We start from the raw sequence: 18,438 nt of genomic DNA, 5'->3' as shown, positions 1-18,438 counted from the left end.
ATAAAATGAAAGCGCATTAAAAAACTGAATCGGCGGGATTGTGACTGGTAATGCAGGCAAGACCTAAAATTTGCGTACATGAAAAAGGGATCATGCTGACCTTTTTCGTTGGCGAATTTTAGGTCTTTTTTGATTTTAGAAAGGGGGATACATCATGAATTATCAAGAAACGGCAAAACAGCTTATCAAACATATCGGAGGGAAATCAAATATCATCAGCGCGACACATTGCGCCACACGGCTCAGACTCGTCATTCAAGATGAACAGAAGGTCAGCCAGGCCGATATTGAAGAGACAGAAGGAGTAAAAGGGGCTTTCAGCAGCTCGGGGCAATATCAGATTATATTCGGTACCGGCCTTGTGAATAAAGTGTATGACGCTTTTTCAAAAGAAGCCGATTTGGGGCGGGAGGATCGTGAGACACATCAGGACGCGGCGAAAAAAAAGCTGAATCCGGCCGCAAGATTTGCGAAAACACTGTCTAACATATTCGTTCCCATCATTCCGGCTATCGTGGCAAGCGGACTTTTAATGGGGCTGCTCGGCATGATGAAGGCTTTCCACTGGGTGTCTGAACAATCATCGCTGTTTAAGCTTTTAGACATGTTTTCAAGCGCGGCGTTTATCTTCCTGCCCGTATTCATCGGGTTCAGCGCGGCGAAGGAATTTGGCGGTAATGCCTATCTCGGTGCCGTGCTGGGGGGAATTATGATCCATCCGGCGCTTTTGAATCCGTGGGGGCTTGCGGATGCATCGCCTGATTTTATGCAGCTCTTCGGCTTCGACATTGCGCTGCTCGGCTACCAAGGGACGGTCATCCCCGTACTGTTAGCCGTTTACATTATGAGCAAAGTGGAAAAGGGCACGAGAAAAATGGTGCCTCACGCATTCGATTTATTGGTCACGCCGTTTGTCACGGTGATTGTCACAGGATTTATTACCTTTATCGCAATCGGTCCGCTTGGCAGGGCGATCGGATCAGGCATTACCGTCTCGCTGACATATGTGTATGATCACGCGGGCATTGTTGCCGGACTTCTTTTCGGCGGTCTTTATCCGCTTATTGTGCTCACAGGTGTGCATCACAGCTTTCATGCGATTGAGGCCGGCCTCATCGCTGATTTGGGCAGAAACTATATCCTTCCTATCTGGTCGATGGCGAATGTCGCTCAGGGCGCGGCGGGACTGGCTGTATTTTTCCTGACGAAAAAAGCGAAAATGAAAGAAATCGCTCTGCCTGCCGCATTTTCCGCTTTTCTCGGCGTAACCGAACCAGTTATTTTCGGTGTGAACCTAAGGTACCGGAAGCCGTTTATCGCGGGAATGATCGGCGGAGCGCTGGGGGGGGCCTATGTCGTGGTGACCGGTGTCGCAGCCAATGCTTACGGTCTGACCGGAATTCCGATGATTGCCATCACGGCTCCGCTCGGTTTAGGAAATCTTATAAACTATCTGATCGGAATGGGCATCGCCTCTGTTTCGGCGTTTATTGCCGCTTACATTATGGGAGCTAAAGAAAAGGAGGCCGTCAAATGAGGACACCGGATCAAGAGCTGCGCCTGCAGGCTGAGGAAGCGAAAAAGAAGCGGCAAGAAACAGTTGCGTCAGATCCATACCGCCAGAACTATCATGTTATGCCGCCGGTCGGGCTTTTAAATGATCCGAACGGCGTCATCCAATGGAACGGCGCATATCACTTGTTTTTTCAATGGCAGCCATTTCATACGGGGCACGGCGCGAAATTTTGGGCGCATGTGACGACGAAGGATTTCGTTGAGTGGAAAGAGGAAGAAATCGCGCTTGCGCCGGGTGAGTGGTATGACAAAAACGGCTGTTATTCCGGAAGCGCCATCGAAAAAGACGGGCGGCTCTGCCTGATGTACACAGGCAATGTCCGTGACGGAGAAGGAAATCGGGAAACGTATCAATGCCTCGCCGTATCCGAAGACGGGATCGTATTTGATAAAAAAGGAGTCGTCGCGCGTCTCCCGGAAGGCTATACCGCTCATTTCCGTGATCCGAAGGTGTGGGAGAGGGACGGGGCGTATTACATGGTGCTCGGCGCGCAGACAGAAAAGCTCACCGGAAGCGCTGTATTGTTCACATCAGAGAACCTGACGGATTGGACGTTTCTCGGTGCGATTGCGGGGGCGGACTCCGGCAGTCTCGGGTCATTCGGCTATATGTGGGAATGTCCCGACCTGTTTTCCCTTGACGGAACCGACGTGCTGCTCGTATGTCCGCAGGGGCTTGAAGCCGACGGGATAAAATATCATAACAGCCATCAGGCGGGCTATTTCCTCGGCAGGCTGCATACAGAGCCGCCAGAATTTAAGCATGGTGAATTTACGGAGCTTGACAGAGGATTTGATTTTTATGCGGCGCAGACGCTGGAAGATGATAAGGGACGGAGGATTCTGTTCGCGTGGATGGGCGTTCCGGATCAGCATGAGGACAAGCATCCGACACATGCGTATCACTGGATTCACTGCTTAACGATGCCGAGACAGCTGTCACTGTCCAACGGCAGAATCATACAGCGCCCGCTTCCGGAAATGAAATCGCGCCGCACGGATGAACAAAAGCGCCGTCTTCAATTGAATTGCTCGTCTGTAAGCCTCCCGGTGAAAGATGCGTCCCGGGCTGAAGTGCTGCTGGAAGACATCACTTGCGAATCCGGTTTTGAAATCTCAATTCGGGGCGCGGCCCGGTTTATATTTCATCAGGAAGAGGGGCTGGCTGTGCTGGAGCGCACCGCTTTCAGCGGAGAAGAAAAAGAAAAGAGATGCTGCGCCATCAGCGAGCTGCATTCCGTGCAGCTCTTTCTGGATGCATCCTCCATTGAATTGTTTTTGAATGATGGAGAAGAGGTATTCAGCGCCAGATATTTTCCTTTCCCGGGAAATGATGACGTAACCGTCACTTCGGTTGGAAAAACGGAAATAAATGCCTCAATTTGGACACTTTTGTAGAAAATCGTTCTTTTTTCTTATGTGAAACCTATGCCATCTGTGCTATTCTTCAAACGAAAGCCTATGATTCCAGGAATAAAAGGAGTTGTTTTCTCAGCTTTGAAAAATCAGAAGATGACGCCGAAATGTTTACTTGTCAAAGCCGCAGAGCAAGTGGAAGATAAACGGGAAGAATATAAAGAAGTATTGCTTCAGCTGAATCGCATGCTCAAGAGGGCTGAGCCGCACAATGAATGGAGTGATCGGCTGAGGCATACATATGAACAGATGAAGGAATATGCGCTGTTTGTGCAATCGATTGAGATGTTTTTGCGGTCATCCGCGAAAAAAATGAAATAATCCCCCTCGATCATGAGGGGGATATTTATTTTATTTTCCGCTAAGACGCATCGCCGAATGTTTAGTCGGTCCGATGTATTGGTTCAGCGGGAAAGATTCTTTGATTGCCGCAGTGATAAATTCTTTTGCCGCATAGATGGCTTCCTTCACTTCAGCGCCTTTGGCCAGTTCGGCCGTCACGGCGGCGGAGAATGTGCATCCGGCTCCGTGCGTGTAAGGCGTATCAATCATTTCGCTTTCTAATACTTCCGCGGTTTCTCCGTCATACAGCACGTCGATCGCTTTTTCATGTTTCAATTTGCCTCCGCCTGTAATCAATACATATTTCGCGCCGAGTTCGTGAATTTTCTTGGCCGCTTCTTTCATGTCTTCCACCGTTTTTAATTCATCCATACCGCTCAGCTGGCTTGCTTCAAACAGGTTTGGCGTGATGACGGTTGCCAGCGGCGCCAATTGGGTGCGAAGCGCTTCGGCATGCTCCGGATACAGCACTTCGTTCGCTCCTTTGCAGACCATGACAGGATCGATAACGACATTCTTCAGCTGTTTTTCTTTAATCGTTTTCGCCGCAAGCTCTATGATCTCCACGGTAGGGAGCATTCCCGTTTTCATGGCGTCTACGCCGATTCCGTCAACAATCGTCGCCAGCTGTGCGCGAATCGTATCGGCATCAATCGGAAATACTTGATGATCCCAGCTGTTCTCCGGGTCCATCGCTACGATCACGGTCAAAGCCGTCATTCCGTATACGTTTTTTTCTTGAAATGTTTTTAAATCGGCCTGAATTCCTGCGCCGCCGCTGGAATCAGAACCGGCAATAGTAAGTGCTTTGTGCATTGACATATCAATGGCCTCCATCAGTGTTTTATATCTCATTATAGTTAGATTTTCTCCCGATCACAATACGGAAGGCTTGGAGGAATGATTTGACAGCCCCGGGGGATGTGCGTACAATACCTACATAAGATTACTAGGTAAGGGTGAGAAAATAAATGCTCAACAGGGAGCTTGTAAAGGGAAGCACGGTCATTCTGGTGCTGACGCTGCTGAATGAACGGCCCATGTACGGGTATGAACTTGTGAAAGAAATGGAGAAAAGAAGCGGGAATGAACTGCAAATGAAGGAAGGCACGCTGTACCCATCGCTTCATAAGCTTGAACGCCAAAGCTATATTTCTTCTTACTGGGAAAAGCAGACCAAAGGGCCCGACCGAAAATATTACCGGATCACCGATGAAGGAAAAAACATTCTAGCCGAACGGACGAAGGAATGGAATCTGTTCTCCGCTCTGATGGACCGGATGCTGAAGCGGGGCGGGCAGAATGGATAAGGACCTTTATGTGCGGGAAATCAGAAAAGGGCTGGAAGGCAAGGCCGGAAGCCGTGAATTATTAAAGGAAATCGAAAGCCATATTCATCATGCCATTTGTGATCATCTGGAAAAAGGCAAAACCGAAAGCGAAGCGATGGCGCTTATTCTGCGGGAAGTGGGGACTCCGTCTGAGATTATCTCTGCTTTTCAAAAAGCTTCGGCGGTGCCCGCGCGGACTTTTATGCTCTTTTATCTGTTCTGCAACTGCGGTCTTTTTGTGATGGGGGCGATGATTACGATGATGCACGCGTGGGAGATTCATCCCGCTGTTGACGCGCTGTGGAAAGGGATTTCCGTGTCAGTATGGCTGATTATGATCGGTTATGTGCTGTATTGGTTCCAAATCGGCTATCAAGCTGGCAAGGAGTTCGGGGCTGGCGGCAAAAAGCTTGCTGAGCGGACGGTATGGGCTTCAATGGTGCCGAATCTATGTTTTATGTTTGTCTTTTTGTTCAATCTGGTTCCGGCTGGGCTGTTTCCTTCGGCGGTCACACCGAGTTTTGCGGCAGTATGCGCTGTTGTGACGGTATGTTTTCCGTTTTGCGGCAAAATAGGTTTTTATGCAGGCAGGCAGAGACTTGCCTGATCTTTTTCACTATATACATAGGGAATCTATATAGGGGTGTTAAAATGAGATTAGGTTCGTGGATGTACGGCGCGTGCGCCCAAATAGCCGTTACCGTATTTACCGTCTGCGGCTTGGTTCTTGCATTGCCCGTTGGGAGTCTTTTTATTATGGTTCTGAATGGGATGCAAGACGCTATTTTTGTTGTTTTCAGTATTTTGCTTCTTCTATTGTTTTATGCGCTGGGATGGATTTGGGCCGTTTCGTTTGCGCGTGAGTGGAAGGTGAAACTTTTCGAGCTGCAGATCAGTTCGCTCATTCCGCTGGCGGGTATATTATACTTGTACATTGACAGCGGAGTGAGTATACCGGAACTGATTCATGATTGGCATGAGGATGGATGTGCGCTTGTCCCGCCGGCTTTTGTCTGCTTGTGCACATGCTATGCGATGGTGTTGGTGCCTGTTTATCAATCAAAACTTTGGAACGCCATGGAGGCGGGCAGACTTAATGCCAAGGCGGTATGCACTGTTTGGGGAGACCTTCTGATCATTCTCGTTTTGCTGGCGGGCATGACCTGGATTTGTTTCTGAATGGGCCGAAATCAAAAATCCCCCCTGATCTCTCCGCCGCTTTATGTTTTAATAGAACATGAGAAAAAGCAGAAGGAGCGGGTCATGAATATATCAATTGTCATAGTCACGTATAACCGGATTCCGGCTTTGTGTGAGCTGCTGGAGTCGATTTCCATGCAGACCATAAAGCCTTATGAAGTCATCATCGTAAATGATGCCGGGGAATCGGTCGAACAAGCGAAGCAGCTGTACAGCGATCTGCCGATTCAGATTATTGATTTAGAACAGAATGCCGGACATGTGGAAGCGCGGAACGCAGGTGTGAAAAAAGCGTCGGGTGATTGTATCATGCTGTGCGATGATGATGATTTCATTACGCCGGGCCATTTGGAAAGAATGGCGACTGCACTTGCTGATGCGGATTTTGTCCATTCTGACGCGGAAATTGTGTCATTTGAAGAACGGGGCGGCACGAGATACCCGGTGTCACGAAAGCCGTTCGCCTATACGGCGGATTATGCGGATATGCGGGTGTTTTCCACGTACGTTCCGTCGGGCAGCATGTACAGGCGTTCTCTGCATGACACGTTAGGGTATTTTGATCCGGATGTCCATAATTATTGGGACTGGGACTTTTATTTGCGCGCCGCGAAACAGCACCGTGTGAAGCGTGTTCCTTGCGCGAGCGTCATATATGCGTTTTTTGAGGGAGGCGGCAATCAGTCCGCGGATCTCGGCGGCAAACGGAAGCGGTACTTAGACCGGTTAAGCGAAAAGCACGGGCTTGGGGAGCTCCCGACGAAAAACTTCGCGGTTCTTCTTGAAGAGCCGGACATGAAGAGGCGGGAGGCGCCGACTGACATTGTGTGGGACGGAAAGCCCGTCCATTCAAGACTGCACAGTTCATAAGGGGGACGGACAGTTTGAAACAGCTTTTAAAGGACAGCTGGTGGAATCAGCTGAAAGATGAATTTGACAAACCGTATTATCAAGAGCTGAGAGAGATGCTGAAACAAGAATACAGCAGCCAAACGATTTATCCTGACAGCCATGATATTTTTAACGCCTTGCATTATACGCCCTATGAGGATGTAAAAGCGGTCATTCTCGGACAGGACCCGTATCACGGGCCAGGACAGGCGCACGGGCTTAGTTTTTCCGTTCAGCCCGGGGTCAGACAGCCGCCGTCTTTGAAAAATATTTTCATAGAGCTTCAGGAAGATATCGGCTGCTCCGTACCGAACCACGGATCGCTCGTCAGCTGGGCGAAGCAGGGAGTGCTTTTGTTAAACACAGTGCTTACGGTTCGCCGCGGTCAGGCCAATTCCCACAAAGGCAAAGGATGGGAGCGGCTCACTGACCGCATCATTGATGTGGTGAATGAAAGAGAGAAGCCGATTGTCTTTATCCTGTGGGGGCGTCACGCGCAGATGAAAAAAGAGCGCATTGACACATCGAAACACATTATTATTGAATCGACTCATCCGAGCCCGTTTTCAGCAAGGAACGGTTTTTTCGGGAGCAGACCGTTTTCCCGTACAAACGCCGCCCTTGAAAAAATGGGGGAGCAGCCGATCGATTGGTGCATCCCCGACCTGCCGCAATAAACGGTTTTTTGAGGCGCTTCCGCCCGGCGGAAGCGTCTTTTTTGATGTTCCGGGCGGTATGCCGTCAGAAAAAATAACAAACTCCATTCTGCGATTCGCTCAGAAATTTGATAAAATGCAGGAAGAAGACAAATTACTGCTGGAGGATTTACTCATGAACATACATATCTCTGCTTTGATTCAGAAGATGGAAGAAGAACTGAGGCAGGCGAAAACGGCGATCCGCACCGAGGAGGTCAAAATGCACGCGGCCGCCATCCGCTCTCTGTGTGATGTCGTGCTCGGCACTCAGACGCACACCGCTCCGGCGCCTGTGCAGAATCCGATTCCGAAAGCGGCGCCGAAACCTTCCGCGTCTCCTTCGACAGACCCGCTGCTGCTTGAAAAAATGATGGGCAGCGCCGGGCTGAACCAATATCAGAAAAAAGCGAAAGACGAACGTGAGGAAGACGGAAACGGGGATTCCATTTTCGATTTTTAACAGGAGAGGTTGATTGACTTGAAACTGATACTCGGGGGTTTGCAATGGACGGCATTTATGATTGCGGCTGCGATTGTAGTTCCTGTCGCCATCGCACAATCATTTCACTTGAACCATGCCGATTCTGCCGCATTGATTCAGAGCACATTTTTTGTGCTTGGCGTCGCTGCGGTCATCCAATGTCTCCAGGGACATCGTCTGCCGATTAATGAAAGCCCGGCAGGCTTATGGTGGGGCGTATACACGATTTACGGCGGACTGACGGGCACGGTATTTGCGACATTCGGCGAGACGCTGCGGGCGCTGCAGGGGGCGCTGTTATTAAGCGCTGTCTTTTTCTTTTTGTTCAGCCTTTTTAAAGTGATTGAACGGCTGGCCGTGCTGTTTACGCCGGTTGTGACCGGTGTGTATCTGCTGCTGTTGGTCATGCAGCTGAGTCAGCCGATTGTGAAAGGCCTTTTGGGCATCGGCTATTTAAAAAACAGCGTCGACGGCCTTGTATTCGGGCTCGCCATGGTTGTGACGGCGGCGATGTTCATCATGTCCCGATCAAATGTTACGTTCTTAAGACAGTATGCGATTCTCCTTTCGCTTGCCGGCGGATGGATCTTATTCGCCGTCTTCGGCGCTGCCAAACCGATTCAGATACCGGATCGCGTGATTCAGCTGCCGGTTCTTTTTCCGTTTGGAAAACCCGTGTTTGACAGCGGCTTGATCATTACGTCACTCTTCATTACCGTGCTTTTGATTGTCAACATGCTCGCGAGCATCCGGGTTGTAGAAGCGGCGGTGAAAAAATTCGGCGGCACCGTTGGGAAACGGCGTGAGCGTCCGGCAGGGTTTGCGGCTTCGATCAGCCACCTTTTGAGCGGGCTGTCAGGGGGCATTGCGCCTGTGCCGATTTCAGGGGCGGCCGGTTTTATTGAGACGACGAAGCTTCCTTCGAAAAAGCCGTTTCTTTTGGGAAGTGTATTTGTCATGATCATCAGTATGATCCCGCTATTTATGAATGCGTTTGCGAGTCTGCCCTCACCGGTCGGCTTTGCGGTAAACTTCGTCGTTTTCTCCACGATGGCGGGTCTTGCCTTTACAGAGTTTGACTCTTATGAGAAAGCGGAGCAAAAACGAATCCGCTCCATTATCGGTCTGGCGCTCCTCACGGGGGTCGGCGTAATGTTTGTACCGGAGAGCGCGTTATCAGGGATGCATCCGATCCTGATTTCGCTCTTAAGCAACGGCCTTGTGCTCGGGACGCTGCTGGCGATAGCGATTGACCGAATCCAGCTTATCAAAAAGAAAAAATCCGACAATCTCGTGTCATCGGATGACGGACGTTGAATTTTGCCGATGTTGGGTTATGATTGAATTGGAAACTTTAACGAAAAGGCGGGAGAAAAATAGATGAAAGTGTTTATTATTCTTGGTGCGATTAACGCTTTATTGGCCGTGGCGCTGGGCGCTTTCGGCGCGCATGGGCTTGAAGGGAAAATCCCCGATAAATATTTGCAGGTGTGGCACACAGGCGTGCAATATCATATGTATCACGCGCTCGGTCTTCTGGCTGTCGCGTTTTTGGCCGAAAAGCTTTCTGGCGCAGGCAGTGTTTCTGTCGCGGGCTGGCTGATGTTTGCGGGCATCGTTCTGTTTTCAGGAAGCCTGTACGTATTGAGCGTGACGCAGATTTCCATTCTCGGCGCGATTACACCGCTCGGCGGCGTGGCGTTTATCATCTCTTGGATTATAATTATCGTCGCGGCCGTCAAATATTTATAAAGAAAAAAAGCCAATCCTCTGTCAAGTGAGCGATTGGCTTTTTGATTTATCTCGGAGAATAAGAAGACATGGAGTACGGATAAGTATAAGCGATTTCCTCATCAAATGTGATGTAATCAAGGTAAATGGTCAGAAGCAGATAGCGGGTGCCCGTTTTCGGATCGCTGATGATGATATGGTCACGTCCCGCCGCCTCAATCACACCGCGGAAAATCTTTGAATTCCATTCTTTGCTGTTTTCAAATGTCATATAAATCGTCGCCGTTTTGCCCCGGTTCAACCGCAGAATATTTTCAATGTATGACTCTTCAATCGGCAGCATGCCGGGAACGTTTTGTGACGATGATGGACCTGACGGGATTTGAAAGCTGCCGCCGCCCTGCTGCTGCGGCTGGCCGGGGAACCCCCCGCCGAAGCCCTGCTGGCCTTGCTGCATCGGCATTGTCATTTGCTGCTGCATCGGCATCATTTGTGATCCTTGGCCCTGAGGCTGCGGATAAGGATTAGGCCCGTGCTGCGGCTGGAATCCTTGCATATCCATTCCCATCCCCATCCCCTGCATTTGCTGATATTGATTCTTTTTCGGTTTCATATTGTTCCTCCTTTGATGAAAACCTCTTGATGCTGAAACCTCCTGACAAGTATCAGACAGCCGACAGAGCGGCTGCTGTTTTTATCTATTCCACCATATGAGCCCAAAGAAAGATTTATGCGAAAAAAGAAAATACGATCCAATGTTTCCGGACATCAGAGCCGGCTTTTTTTGTGCGCGCAATGCTGACTTTTCACATAATAGTCTGTATTCCTAGCGCATCTTCCGCATAAGGAACATATGATAGCGGTAGTTTCAGGTGCGAAAAGGGGGTGACGAGTTGCCTAAAGTGTCAGTGATCATGACGAGCTATAACAAAAGTGACTATGTGGCCCGCTCTATTAAAAGTATTCTGTCTCAGACGTTTACGGACTTTGAACTGTTCATTATGGATGACAACTCAAATGAAGAGACATTGGCGGAAATACGTCCTTTTCTCACGGATGACCGCGTCCGGTTTTATCAAAGCGATGTATCGGGCGTCAAAGAAAGAACGGAAAAAACACGCTACGCCGCTTTGATTAATCAGGCAATAGAAATGGCGGAGGGCGAGTACGTGACGTATGCGACCGACGACAACACGTATGTGCCGGAACGGCTTGAGAAAATGGTGAAAGAGCTTGATGAAGACCCGGAAAAAGCCGTCGTGTATTCAAGTTCCAAAACCTATCATCTGAATCAGCGGAAAGAGACGGTGAAGGAGACGGCCAGGCCCGCCGAACGGATCGTGTGGAACGCGCCGTGCGCCATTGACCATTGTTCGGTCATGCACCGGTTTTCCGTGCTGGAACAGGTCAAAGCGGCATTCGGTTCCTATTGGGATGAAAGCCCAACGTTTTACCGGATCGGTGACGCCCGTTTCTTCTGGAGAGTGAATCATTTTTATCCGTTTTACCCGATTTCTGAGGAGCTTGATATCAATTATATTACCGATCAATCCATCCATTATCAGCTTTTCGCGGCGGAGAAAAACGAGTTTGTGAACAGCCTTCCGCAGCAGACCACGTGCCGGGAGCTGAGGGAATCATTAAAAAAGCTTGGAAAGGGGTGAGGGCTTGTCGGCATACTTAGCGAACTATTGGGTGCTGTACCGGCAGTATATTGACCTTTTTCAGTCACTTCGCTACAAAGACATCCCGCTCGCATTGATCAGTAATTTTTATCAATATATCAGTCCGGCGCTTCGGGAGAGCATGGAGCAGAACCCAGAGCTTTTCGGTCCGGCGGATCAGCATATTCCTGAAGCCGGTATTCAGCCTTATTATGATCAAAAAAGGCAAAACATTAAGAAAACAGATGAGAAACCGGTAAACGGAAAAGTCATTCTGCATTTCGATCATCTTCGGTTCACCGAGGGAAATTACCGGCAGTTTGATCCGGCAAAAACAGCGGTACTGGCCAGGTGGAGTCTGCCTGACCATCATGGGCTGCCCGTTATCTGCAAATTGGAGCTGACGGAAATGGGACAAAAAGGGAACCCCGTCCCTTATATTGAAAAAGCCCATTCCATTTTGAAAGAGCTTCACAGCCATCCCGCTTTCGGAAACAGAGAATTTCAGGAACGTTTGTATAAAGACATCCCGTTATTTATTGAAGCGATTGACGCCGTTGATATTTTGTTTACGGCCGAGAAGATTTCCGCTGTTGTAGTCGGCACGACGGAGGATATTTACAGCCGTGTGCTGGCGCTGATGTCCGCGAAAAAAAACGCCGTCAGCATCTGTCTGCAGCACGGAGCGCTCATGGGAGATGAAGCGTTTCTGCCCGTATTTACGGACTATCAGGCTGTATTCGGGGCTTATGAAGCGGAGTGGTATAAAGCAAAAGGCTGCAGGGATGAACAAATCATCATCACGGGGCATCCCCGTTTCGACGAGATTTTCTCAAGAGAGCCGATAGATCGGGACACGTTTTACCGCAAACTTTCTTTTCTCCCGTCACAGCGGACGGTGCTGATCGCCACGCAGCCGTTTTCTGATGAATTTTATACGGGAGTGCTTGAAGAGCTTGCCGGCCAAAAGAACATGCAGCTCATTATTAAACCGCATCCGTGGGAAATCGGCAAAAACAAGCTGGATGCTTACAATCAGGTGCTGCGGAAATATAAAGCAGGCAAAATCATCAAAAAAGAGATGGAGCTGTATGATATTCTCCCGTATGTTGACGCTGCGGTGACACAGACATCAACGGTCGGTCTTGAAGCGATGCTGTTTCAAAAGCCCGTGCTGATCGGAAAATCAGCGGGAACCCGCCGATACCCTTATTATCATTCACTTGGAGAATTTGTCTTTGAGGACCCGCAGGCACTCGCTCAGGAATTAATCCGGATATGCGAAAGCCCCGCAGCATATCAAAAAGCGGAACAGGCGCGCCGTGCTTTTGTCGCCGCGAACTACCCGGTACAGGATTCGCTTGCCGCTTTATGCCAAGTGCTTCAGGAAAAAACCGGAGTCAGCTTCAGACGGGTTGACCCTTCATAAAAAAGATAGGAGCGCAAAAAAATGGTGCAAAAAAGATCAGCTTTTCTTCCCTATTCATTGCCCATGATCGGGAAGGACGAAATTCAGGAGGTTATTGATACGCTTGAATCGGGCTGGCTTTCAAAGGGACCGAAAGTAGAGGCGTTTGAAAAAGCCTTTGCCGCCTGGACGGGGGCAAAGCACGCGATCGCGCTGAACTCATGTACCGCCGCTTTGTTTTTGGCCCTGAAAGCGAAAGGGATCGGTCCCGGTGACGAGGTCATCACGTCTGCCGTGACGTTCAGTTCAACAGCCAATACAATCGTGCACACAGGCGCCGTTCCGGTGTTTGTTGACATCGATCCGCTTACGCTGAATGCAGACCCTGAAAAAATTGAGGCGGCCGTCACCCCGCGGACAAAAGCGATTGTACCCGTTCATTTCGCCGGCCAGTCATGTGATATGGATCAGATTCTGGCCATTGCCGAAAAGCATCAATTATTTGTCTTAGAGGATGCCGCCCATGCCGTGTATACCACTTATAAACAGAAAATGATCGGATCAATCGGTGATGCGACGGCATTCAGCTTCTACGCGACAAAAAACCTGGCAACCGGTGAAGGCGGCATGCTGACGACGGACGATGACGGGCTTGCCGATCAGATCAGGGTGCTCAGCCTTCACGGCATGAGCAAAGGCGCGTGGAACCGCTATTCTTCAAACGGAAGCTGGTACTACGAGGTCGAAACGCCCGGCTATAAAATGAATATGTTTGATCTTCAGGCAGCGCTTGGGCTTCATCAGCTGAAACGGATTGACAGCATGCAGCAAAGAAGGGCTGAAATTGCAAGCCGCTACCAGGACGCCTTCAGACACATGAAAGGGCTCACCGTCCCGTATGTCAGTGATGACGGGCGGCATGCATGGCATCTGTATGTTCTTCAAATAGAGGAGCAGGAGGCCGGGATCAGCCGGAACGATCTGATTTCCGCTTTGAAAGACCAATATAATATCGGCACAAGTGTTCATTTTATTCCGGTTCCGTTCCATCCGTATTATCAAAAAACGTACGGATATAAGGAAACTGATTTTCCGGCCGCGGCCGCGTATTATCACCGCACCGTATCACTCCCTCTTTATCCGTCAATGACAGATGATGACGTTGAATACGTCATTGCAGCCGTTACGGATATCGTCAAAGGGGCTGATTAGGTGTACAGACTGAGGGAAAATCTTGCGCAGGACATGATTCATGCCTTCCTGCATCAGAAGAGCATTCATCCGGAAGCCTATGAATCGTCGCTCTGTTTATTGGAAGAAAACAGCCTTCAAGGCGTGATTTTATATGAAAACTCTTCGTGGGAAAGTCAATTGTTCCGAAAAAATATCATCAATGTGAAGCTTGCAGCCGCAAACAGCACCGGACAGCTCAAAAGGCTGTTTCAGGAATTTTACGCGGCAAGGCGGGCGGACGGCACTGATTTTATATTTATTAAAATACCGGCTGAAGATATCGGCGCGATGCAGGTCGTGCAGCAGCTTCCGAACGCTTATTTTGTAGGGAGTCTTCTCAAGCTCGTCAGTCCGGTGCGTGTATATAACAGCACGCCGCCGTTTGAGATTACAGAAGCCGGACCCGGCGACACGGAAGCGATCAGCCGGCTGGCCCGCGACGCCTTTACAAAAAGCAGGTATTATCAGGACCCCCATCTCAGTTATAAAAGTGCAAACCGCCTGTTTGAAGAGTGGGCGCGGAATAACGCGGAAGGAAGAGCTTCGTTACAATTCCTCGCCAAATATAAGGGAGAGACCGCGGGCTTTGTTCAGGGGCTGTCTAAAGGCGATGAATTCGTCCTTGATCTGATGGCGGTAAAGCCGGGCTTTGAAGGAAAAGGAGCGGGATACCATTTAGCGGCGCACGTGATTGAACAATCATTGCGTTTTCAGCATAAGACTGTATCAGCGGGAACGCAGCTCCACAATGTAAGAGCCATCCGCCTGTATGAAAGAATGGGATTTAAAGCGGATGCGTCCTATTACTACTATCATGTGTGGCCCGGGAAGGAGGCGGACTGATGGCATCATGCAAAATCGGAACGAAGTCAATCGGCGAAGGTTCGCCCGTATTCATCATCGCCGAAGCCGGAATTAATCATGACGGAAAACTGAGCCAGGCGTTTGAATTGATAGATGCGGCCAGTGAGGCCGGCGCGGACGCGGTCAAGTTCCAAATGTTTCAGGCTGACAAAATGTATCAGAAAGACCCCGGCTTGTACAAAACTGCTGCGGGAAAAAACGTCTCTATTTTTTCTTTGGTGCAATCAATGGAAATGCCCGCTGAGTGGATCGAACCGCTGCTTGAATATTGTAAGAAAAAAGGCGTGCTGTTTTTAAGCACGGTATGTGACGAAGGCTCTGCCGACTTACTGTATGCGACTTCCCCTTCAGCTTTTAAAATCGCCTCCTACGAGCTGAACCATCTGCCGTTATTGAAATATGTCGCGGGGCTGAAGACACCGATTATCTTCTCCACCGCGGGCGCTGATATTTCAGATATTCAGGAGGCTTATCAAACCATTACCGGCGAGGGGAACAAAGAAATTGCGATCATGCATTGTGTGGCGAAATATCCCGCGCCGCCTGAATACAGCAATCTGAGCGTCATTCCCATGCTTGCCGCCGCATTCCCGGATGCAGTGATCGGTTTCTCCGATCACAGCGCCCATCCGTATGATGTGCCGTGCGCGGCTGTCAGGCTCGGAGCGAAACTGATTGAAAAGCATTTTACGATCGATAAAAACCTGCCCGGTGCTGATCACTCCTTCGCCCTCAATCCGAATGAATTAAAAGAAATGGTTGCGGCGATCCGCTCAGTTGAAGCGGAGCTGCGGCAGGGGTATCACGCTCCGGTGCCGGAAGTGCTGTCGGGAAGTTCCCATAAAACGACGACACCGATTGAAGGGGATATCAGAAGGTTTGCTTACAGAGGCATTTTTTCAACAGCGCCGATTCAAAAAGGCGAATGTTTTACGGCGGAAAACCTTGCCGTCCTTCGTCCCGGCCAAAAACCGCAGGGGCTTCACCCGAGATATTTTGAGCTTTTAACTGACGGCGCGCGTGCGGTCAGGGATATCCCCGCCGACACGGGCATCACTTGGGATGACCTTTTGACGAAAGGCAGCCCATATGATGACTGACATTTTGTTCATCATTCAGGCGCGGATGGGAAGCGGGCGTCTTCCCGGCAAAGTGCTGAAACCGATCGGCGGGTATACGATCCTCGATATGATTGTCAAAAGGGTTCGTCAAAGTGCGTTTCACGATCAATCACGGGATAATATGATCGTCGCCGCGTCTGACAGCAAGACCGACGACATTCTGTCTGCGCACTGCCTCAGCAACCGTTACCGTGTGCACCGCGGCAGCGAACAGCGTGTGCTTGACCGGTTTGCACAAGTCATCGAACAAGTAAAACCGGACATCGCAGTCAGGCTGACGGGGGATAACCCGTTTGTCGACCCTTCGCTGCTTGATTTTCTGATTCAATCGCATTTAGATCAGCACGCAGACTACACGTATATCTGCGGTACACCGCTCGGCATCGGCGGCGAGGCGGTAAACGCGCGCCTTTTAACAGAGATCAATGCCGACAAAACGCTGGCGGACAAATATCAGGAGCATGTCACGCTTTTAATAAGAGAATCCTCTGAGAAGTACCGGCTTCTCTTTCCTGAGCCCCCGCAGGAACTCCGGGCTCCTCACTTGCGGCTGACCGTCGATACAGAAGAGGACTACAGGCTGGCCCGCGAGCTGTACGTAAAAGCGGGCTCGCGTCCTGATATTCCGGCAAGAGAATTGATCCATCTGCTGAATAGTGATCCGGAGCTCAGGGCCATTAATCAAATGATCCGGCAAAAAGAGGCTGATTAGCATGCGGGTTTTGATTTTCGCGGACGGGGGCCGTGACATCGGCATGGGGCACGCGGTCCGGATGAAGCTGCTTGCCGGTGCCATTAAGAACAATTGCGCAATAACGTTCTACACAAATAAAGAGGCTTCTTCTTATCTGTCTTCTGATCAATGGGAAGTGATCATCAAGCCTGACAAGGGACAGAAGGAATTTATTGTCCGGGAAATAAACAGGCAGGCTCCTGACCTTCTCATATTCGATCTGCTCGATATGCCGTGTGACTGGTTAGCGGAAGTCAAAAAGCATTCATCGGCACGTATCGTCTTATTTGAAGAAAAACGGGAACATGTCATTCATTTATGCGATGCCGTTATAAACGGCATTTACGGAGGGCTGAAAAGCCGGACGGTTCAAATGGGCGGCGCCGTTGTATATGAAGGCCCGGAATATATCATTCTTCATCCGGGTTTTGAAAAAGCAAAGCAGCTCTATCAGCTGAGAAAAGAATGCCGGACCATATTGGTCTCATTAGGAGGAAGCGACCCGAAGAAGCTTGTCTTTAAAGTGATGGAAGCATGCCGCCGCATCCCCGATATTCAGCGAAAACGAGTGATCATCGTCATGGGCGGCGCCGCGCCTCATGCTGATGACGTGCGCGCGCATCTTACACAAATGCCTTATGCCGAGATGGTAAGGCAGACAAATGACATGGCCGCGCTTCTTTCGAGGGCTGATATGGCCGTCGTGTCCGGCGGGATCACTTTATATGAGACCATTTGTACGGGTGTGCCCTGCATCGTACTTTCTCAAGTGGAGCATCAAACTGAGACGGCGGATAAATTCGCCGCACGGGGGGCCGCCGTTCATCTCGGCCTTGGTGAATGCATATCAGCGGACGTTCTCGCACGGCATATGTCTGACATGGCCGCTGATTATCCGATGCGGTCCGGACTTCATCAAAACGGAAAGCCGCTGGTTGACGGCAGGGGCATCAAACGGGCGGCGGCGATTCTTTATGATTTGTGATAAAACCACACGTAAGGAAGTGTTCATGTGAAAGGTGTTATCTTAGCCGGAGGCACCGGCTCACGCCTTATGCCGCTGACAAAAGCGGTCAATAAGCATTTACTCCCTGTCGGTCCATATCCGATGATTTACTGGTCGATCATGAAGCTGGAAGAAGCGGGGATTACGGATATCTTGCTGATTACGCAAAAAGAATATATTCCGCAATTTCATAAACTTCTCGAAACCGGAGAAGAACTCGGCGTCTCAATCACATATCAGGTTCAGCCAGCCGCATCCGGCATTTCCGACGGTTTATCATACGCAAAGCGGTTTACCGGGCGCGACCCGTTTGTCCTGCTTTTGGGAGATAATATTTTTGAAGATTCATTAAAACCTTATACGGAGCGTTTCGCAAAGCAGGGAAAAGGAGCGAAAGTGCTGCTGAAAGAAGTGGACGATCCGGAGCGCTTCGGCATCGCCGAGATTGATGAGGAAAACAAACGGATCAAGTCGATCATTGAAAAGCCGGAGCAGCCGCCGACCAGACTATGCGTCACAGGGATCTACATGTACGACGCAGAAGTGTTTTCTTATATTGAACAAATTTCCCCTTCAAAACGCGGCGAACTGGAAATTACAGATGTCAATAATTTATACATTGAACACAGTGAGCTGACGTATGATGTGTTAACGGGCTGGTGGGTGGATGCGGGCACGCATGAATCGCTCTACCTCGCCGGAAGCCTGGCGCATCAGGCAATACAGAAAGGACAGGAGCATTAA

Annotated in this window: 21 protein-coding genes; 19 read left to right on the top strand and 2 right to left on the bottom strand. The window is 49.9% G+C overall.

What is annotated here, in order from left to right; translation table 11 throughout:
- The first annotated feature begins 154 nt into the window (after positions 1-154).
- The 3 genes from U2H13_RS18690 (at position 155) to U2H13_RS18680 (ending at position 3,312) form a co-directional block, all read left to right on the top strand.
- Positions 155-1,537 (top strand): sucrose-specific PTS transporter subunit IIBC, encoded by a 1,383-nt coding sequence (locus U2H13_RS18690; protein WP_154817768.1) that lies wholly within the window; start codon positions 155-157, stop codon positions 1,535-1,537.
- Complete coding sequence (locus U2H13_RS18685) at positions 1,534-2,973, top strand: sucrose-6-phosphate hydrolase (RefSeq protein WP_154817767.1); 1,440 nt, start codon at positions 1,534-1,536, stop codon at positions 2,971-2,973. Before U2H13_RS18690 ends, U2H13_RS18685 begins: the two co-directional genes overlap by 4 nt.
- A gap of 63 nt (positions 2,974-3,036) precedes the next feature.
- Positions 3,037-3,312 (top strand): DUF1273 domain-containing protein, encoded by a 276-nt coding sequence (locus tag U2H13_RS18680; protein WP_229154584.1) that lies wholly within the window; start codon positions 3,037-3,039, stop codon positions 3,310-3,312.
- A 30-nt stretch (positions 3,313-3,342) separates the two neighbouring features.
- Here U2H13_RS18680 and U2H13_RS18675 read toward each other — a convergent pair whose 3' ends face one another.
- On the bottom strand, positions 3,343-4,155 hold the full coding sequence (locus U2H13_RS18675) for a bifunctional hydroxymethylpyrimidine kinase/phosphomethylpyrimidine kinase (protein ID WP_003150959.1): 813 nt from the start codon (positions 4,153-4,155) through the stop codon (positions 3,343-3,345).
- A 149-nt stretch (positions 4,156-4,304) separates the two neighbouring features.
- On the opposite strand from U2H13_RS18675, the gene U2H13_RS18670 reads away from it, so the two are divergent.
- The 8 genes from U2H13_RS18670 to U2H13_RS18635 all read left to right on the top strand — a co-directional run bounded on the left by U2H13_RS18670 (position 4,305) and on the right by U2H13_RS18635 (position 9,686).
- Positions 4,305-4,643 (top strand): PadR family transcriptional regulator, encoded by a 339-nt coding sequence (locus U2H13_RS18670; RefSeq protein WP_003150960.1) that lies wholly within the window; start codon positions 4,305-4,307, stop codon positions 4,641-4,643.
- On the top strand, positions 4,636-5,271 hold the full coding sequence (locus U2H13_RS18665; RefSeq protein ID WP_376700579.1) for a permease prefix domain 1-containing protein: 636 nt from the start codon (positions 4,636-4,638) through the stop codon (positions 5,269-5,271). The genes U2H13_RS18670 and U2H13_RS18665 overlap by 8 nt, the downstream gene beginning before the upstream one ends.
- 44 nt (positions 5,272-5,315) lie before the next feature.
- On the top strand, positions 5,316-5,843 hold the full coding sequence (locus U2H13_RS18660) for a hypothetical protein (protein WP_046560132.1): 528 nt from the start codon (positions 5,316-5,318) through the stop codon (positions 5,841-5,843).
- Positions 5,844-5,927: 84 nt separating this feature from the next.
- Entirely contained in the window at positions 5,928-6,734 is an 807-nt protein-coding gene (locus tag U2H13_RS18655; protein WP_232489345.1) for a glycosyltransferase family 2 protein, read from the top strand.
- Between the two features lie 14 nt (positions 6,735-6,748).
- The gene (locus U2H13_RS18650) at positions 6,749-7,432 is read left to right on the top strand and encodes a uracil-DNA glycosylase (protein WP_021494756.1); all 684 of its coding nucleotides are present in this window, start codon (positions 6,749-6,751) and stop codon (positions 7,430-7,432) included.
- 58 nt (positions 7,433-7,490) lie between these two features.
- Positions 7,491-7,913 carry a YwdI family protein gene (locus U2H13_RS18645; RefSeq protein WP_376700578.1) on the top strand — a complete coding sequence of 141 codons (423 nt, stop codon included), beginning with the start codon at positions 7,491-7,493 and terminating at the stop codon, positions 7,911-7,913.
- 18 nt (positions 7,914-7,931) lie between these two features.
- Complete coding sequence (locus tag U2H13_RS18640) at positions 7,932-9,251, top strand: purine/pyrimidine permease (protein ID WP_003150968.1); 1,320 nt, start codon at positions 7,932-7,934, stop codon at positions 9,249-9,251.
- Positions 9,252-9,314: 63 nt separating this feature from the next.
- On the top strand, positions 9,315-9,686 hold the full coding sequence (locus tag U2H13_RS18635; RefSeq protein WP_376700577.1) for a DUF423 domain-containing protein: 372 nt from the start codon (positions 9,315-9,317) through the stop codon (positions 9,684-9,686).
- A 46-nt stretch (positions 9,687-9,732) separates the two neighbouring features.
- Here U2H13_RS18635 and gerQ read toward each other — a convergent pair whose 3' ends face one another.
- A complete protein-coding gene (gene gerQ / locus U2H13_RS18630; RefSeq protein ID WP_146283958.1) occupies positions 9,733-10,278 on the bottom strand; it encodes a spore coat protein GerQ in 546 nt (181 codons plus the stop codon).
- Positions 10,279-10,558: 280 nt separating this feature from the next.
- Here gerQ and U2H13_RS18625 point away from each other — a divergent pair, with 280 nt between their 5' ends.
- From U2H13_RS18625 to U2H13_RS18590, 8 genes are read left to right on the top strand one after another with little or no spacing between them, the layout of a single operon-like run.
- Positions 10,559-11,329 carry a glycosyltransferase family 2 protein gene (locus tag U2H13_RS18625; RefSeq protein ID WP_146283959.1) on the top strand — a complete coding sequence of 257 codons (771 nt, stop codon included), beginning with the start codon at positions 10,559-10,561 and terminating at the stop codon, positions 11,327-11,329.
- Between the two features lie 4 nt (positions 11,330-11,333).
- Entirely contained in the window at positions 11,334-12,758 is a 1,425-nt protein-coding gene (locus U2H13_RS18620; RefSeq protein ID WP_077723011.1) for a CDP-glycerol glycerophosphotransferase family protein, read from the top strand.
- Positions 12,759-12,779: 21 nt separating this feature from the next.
- On the top strand, positions 12,780-13,949 hold the full coding sequence (locus U2H13_RS18615) for a DegT/DnrJ/EryC1/StrS aminotransferase family protein (protein WP_250193161.1): 1,170 nt from the start codon (positions 12,780-12,782) through the stop codon (positions 13,947-13,949).
- The gene (locus U2H13_RS18610) at positions 13,950-14,813 is read left to right on the top strand and encodes a GNAT family N-acetyltransferase (protein ID WP_376700576.1); all 864 of its coding nucleotides are present in this window, start codon (positions 13,950-13,952) and stop codon (positions 14,811-14,813) included. It begins immediately after the preceding gene.
- Positions 14,813-15,934: an N-acetylneuraminate synthase family protein gene (locus U2H13_RS18605; RefSeq protein WP_156735416.1), complete on the top strand. Its 1,122-nt coding sequence runs from the start codon at positions 14,813-14,815 to the stop codon at positions 15,932-15,934. Before U2H13_RS18610 ends, U2H13_RS18605 begins: the two co-directional genes overlap by 1 nt.
- Positions 15,927-16,667 carry a cytidylyltransferase domain-containing protein gene (locus tag U2H13_RS18600; protein WP_376700815.1) on the top strand — a complete coding sequence of 247 codons (741 nt, stop codon included), beginning with the start codon at positions 15,927-15,929 and terminating at the stop codon, positions 16,665-16,667. Before U2H13_RS18605 ends, U2H13_RS18600 begins: the two co-directional genes overlap by 8 nt.
- A gap of 1 nt (position 16,668) precedes the next feature.
- Complete coding sequence (locus U2H13_RS18595; protein WP_376700575.1) at positions 16,669-17,673, top strand: PseG/SpsG family protein; 1,005 nt, start codon at positions 16,669-16,671, stop codon at positions 17,671-17,673.
- Positions 17,674-17,700: 27 nt separating this feature from the next.
- Positions 17,701-18,438, top strand: coding sequence for a sugar phosphate nucleotidyltransferase (locus tag U2H13_RS18590; RefSeq protein ID WP_029972897.1), 738 nt, complete (start codon positions 17,701-17,703; stop codon positions 18,436-18,438).

Source organism: Bacillus sp. A1, from assembly GCF_042296235.1.
Classification (GTDB): domain Bacteria; phylum Bacillota; class Bacilli; order Bacillales; family Bacillaceae; genus Bacillus; species Bacillus velezensis.
This window is presented reverse-complemented; position numbering and strand designations above follow the sequence as displayed.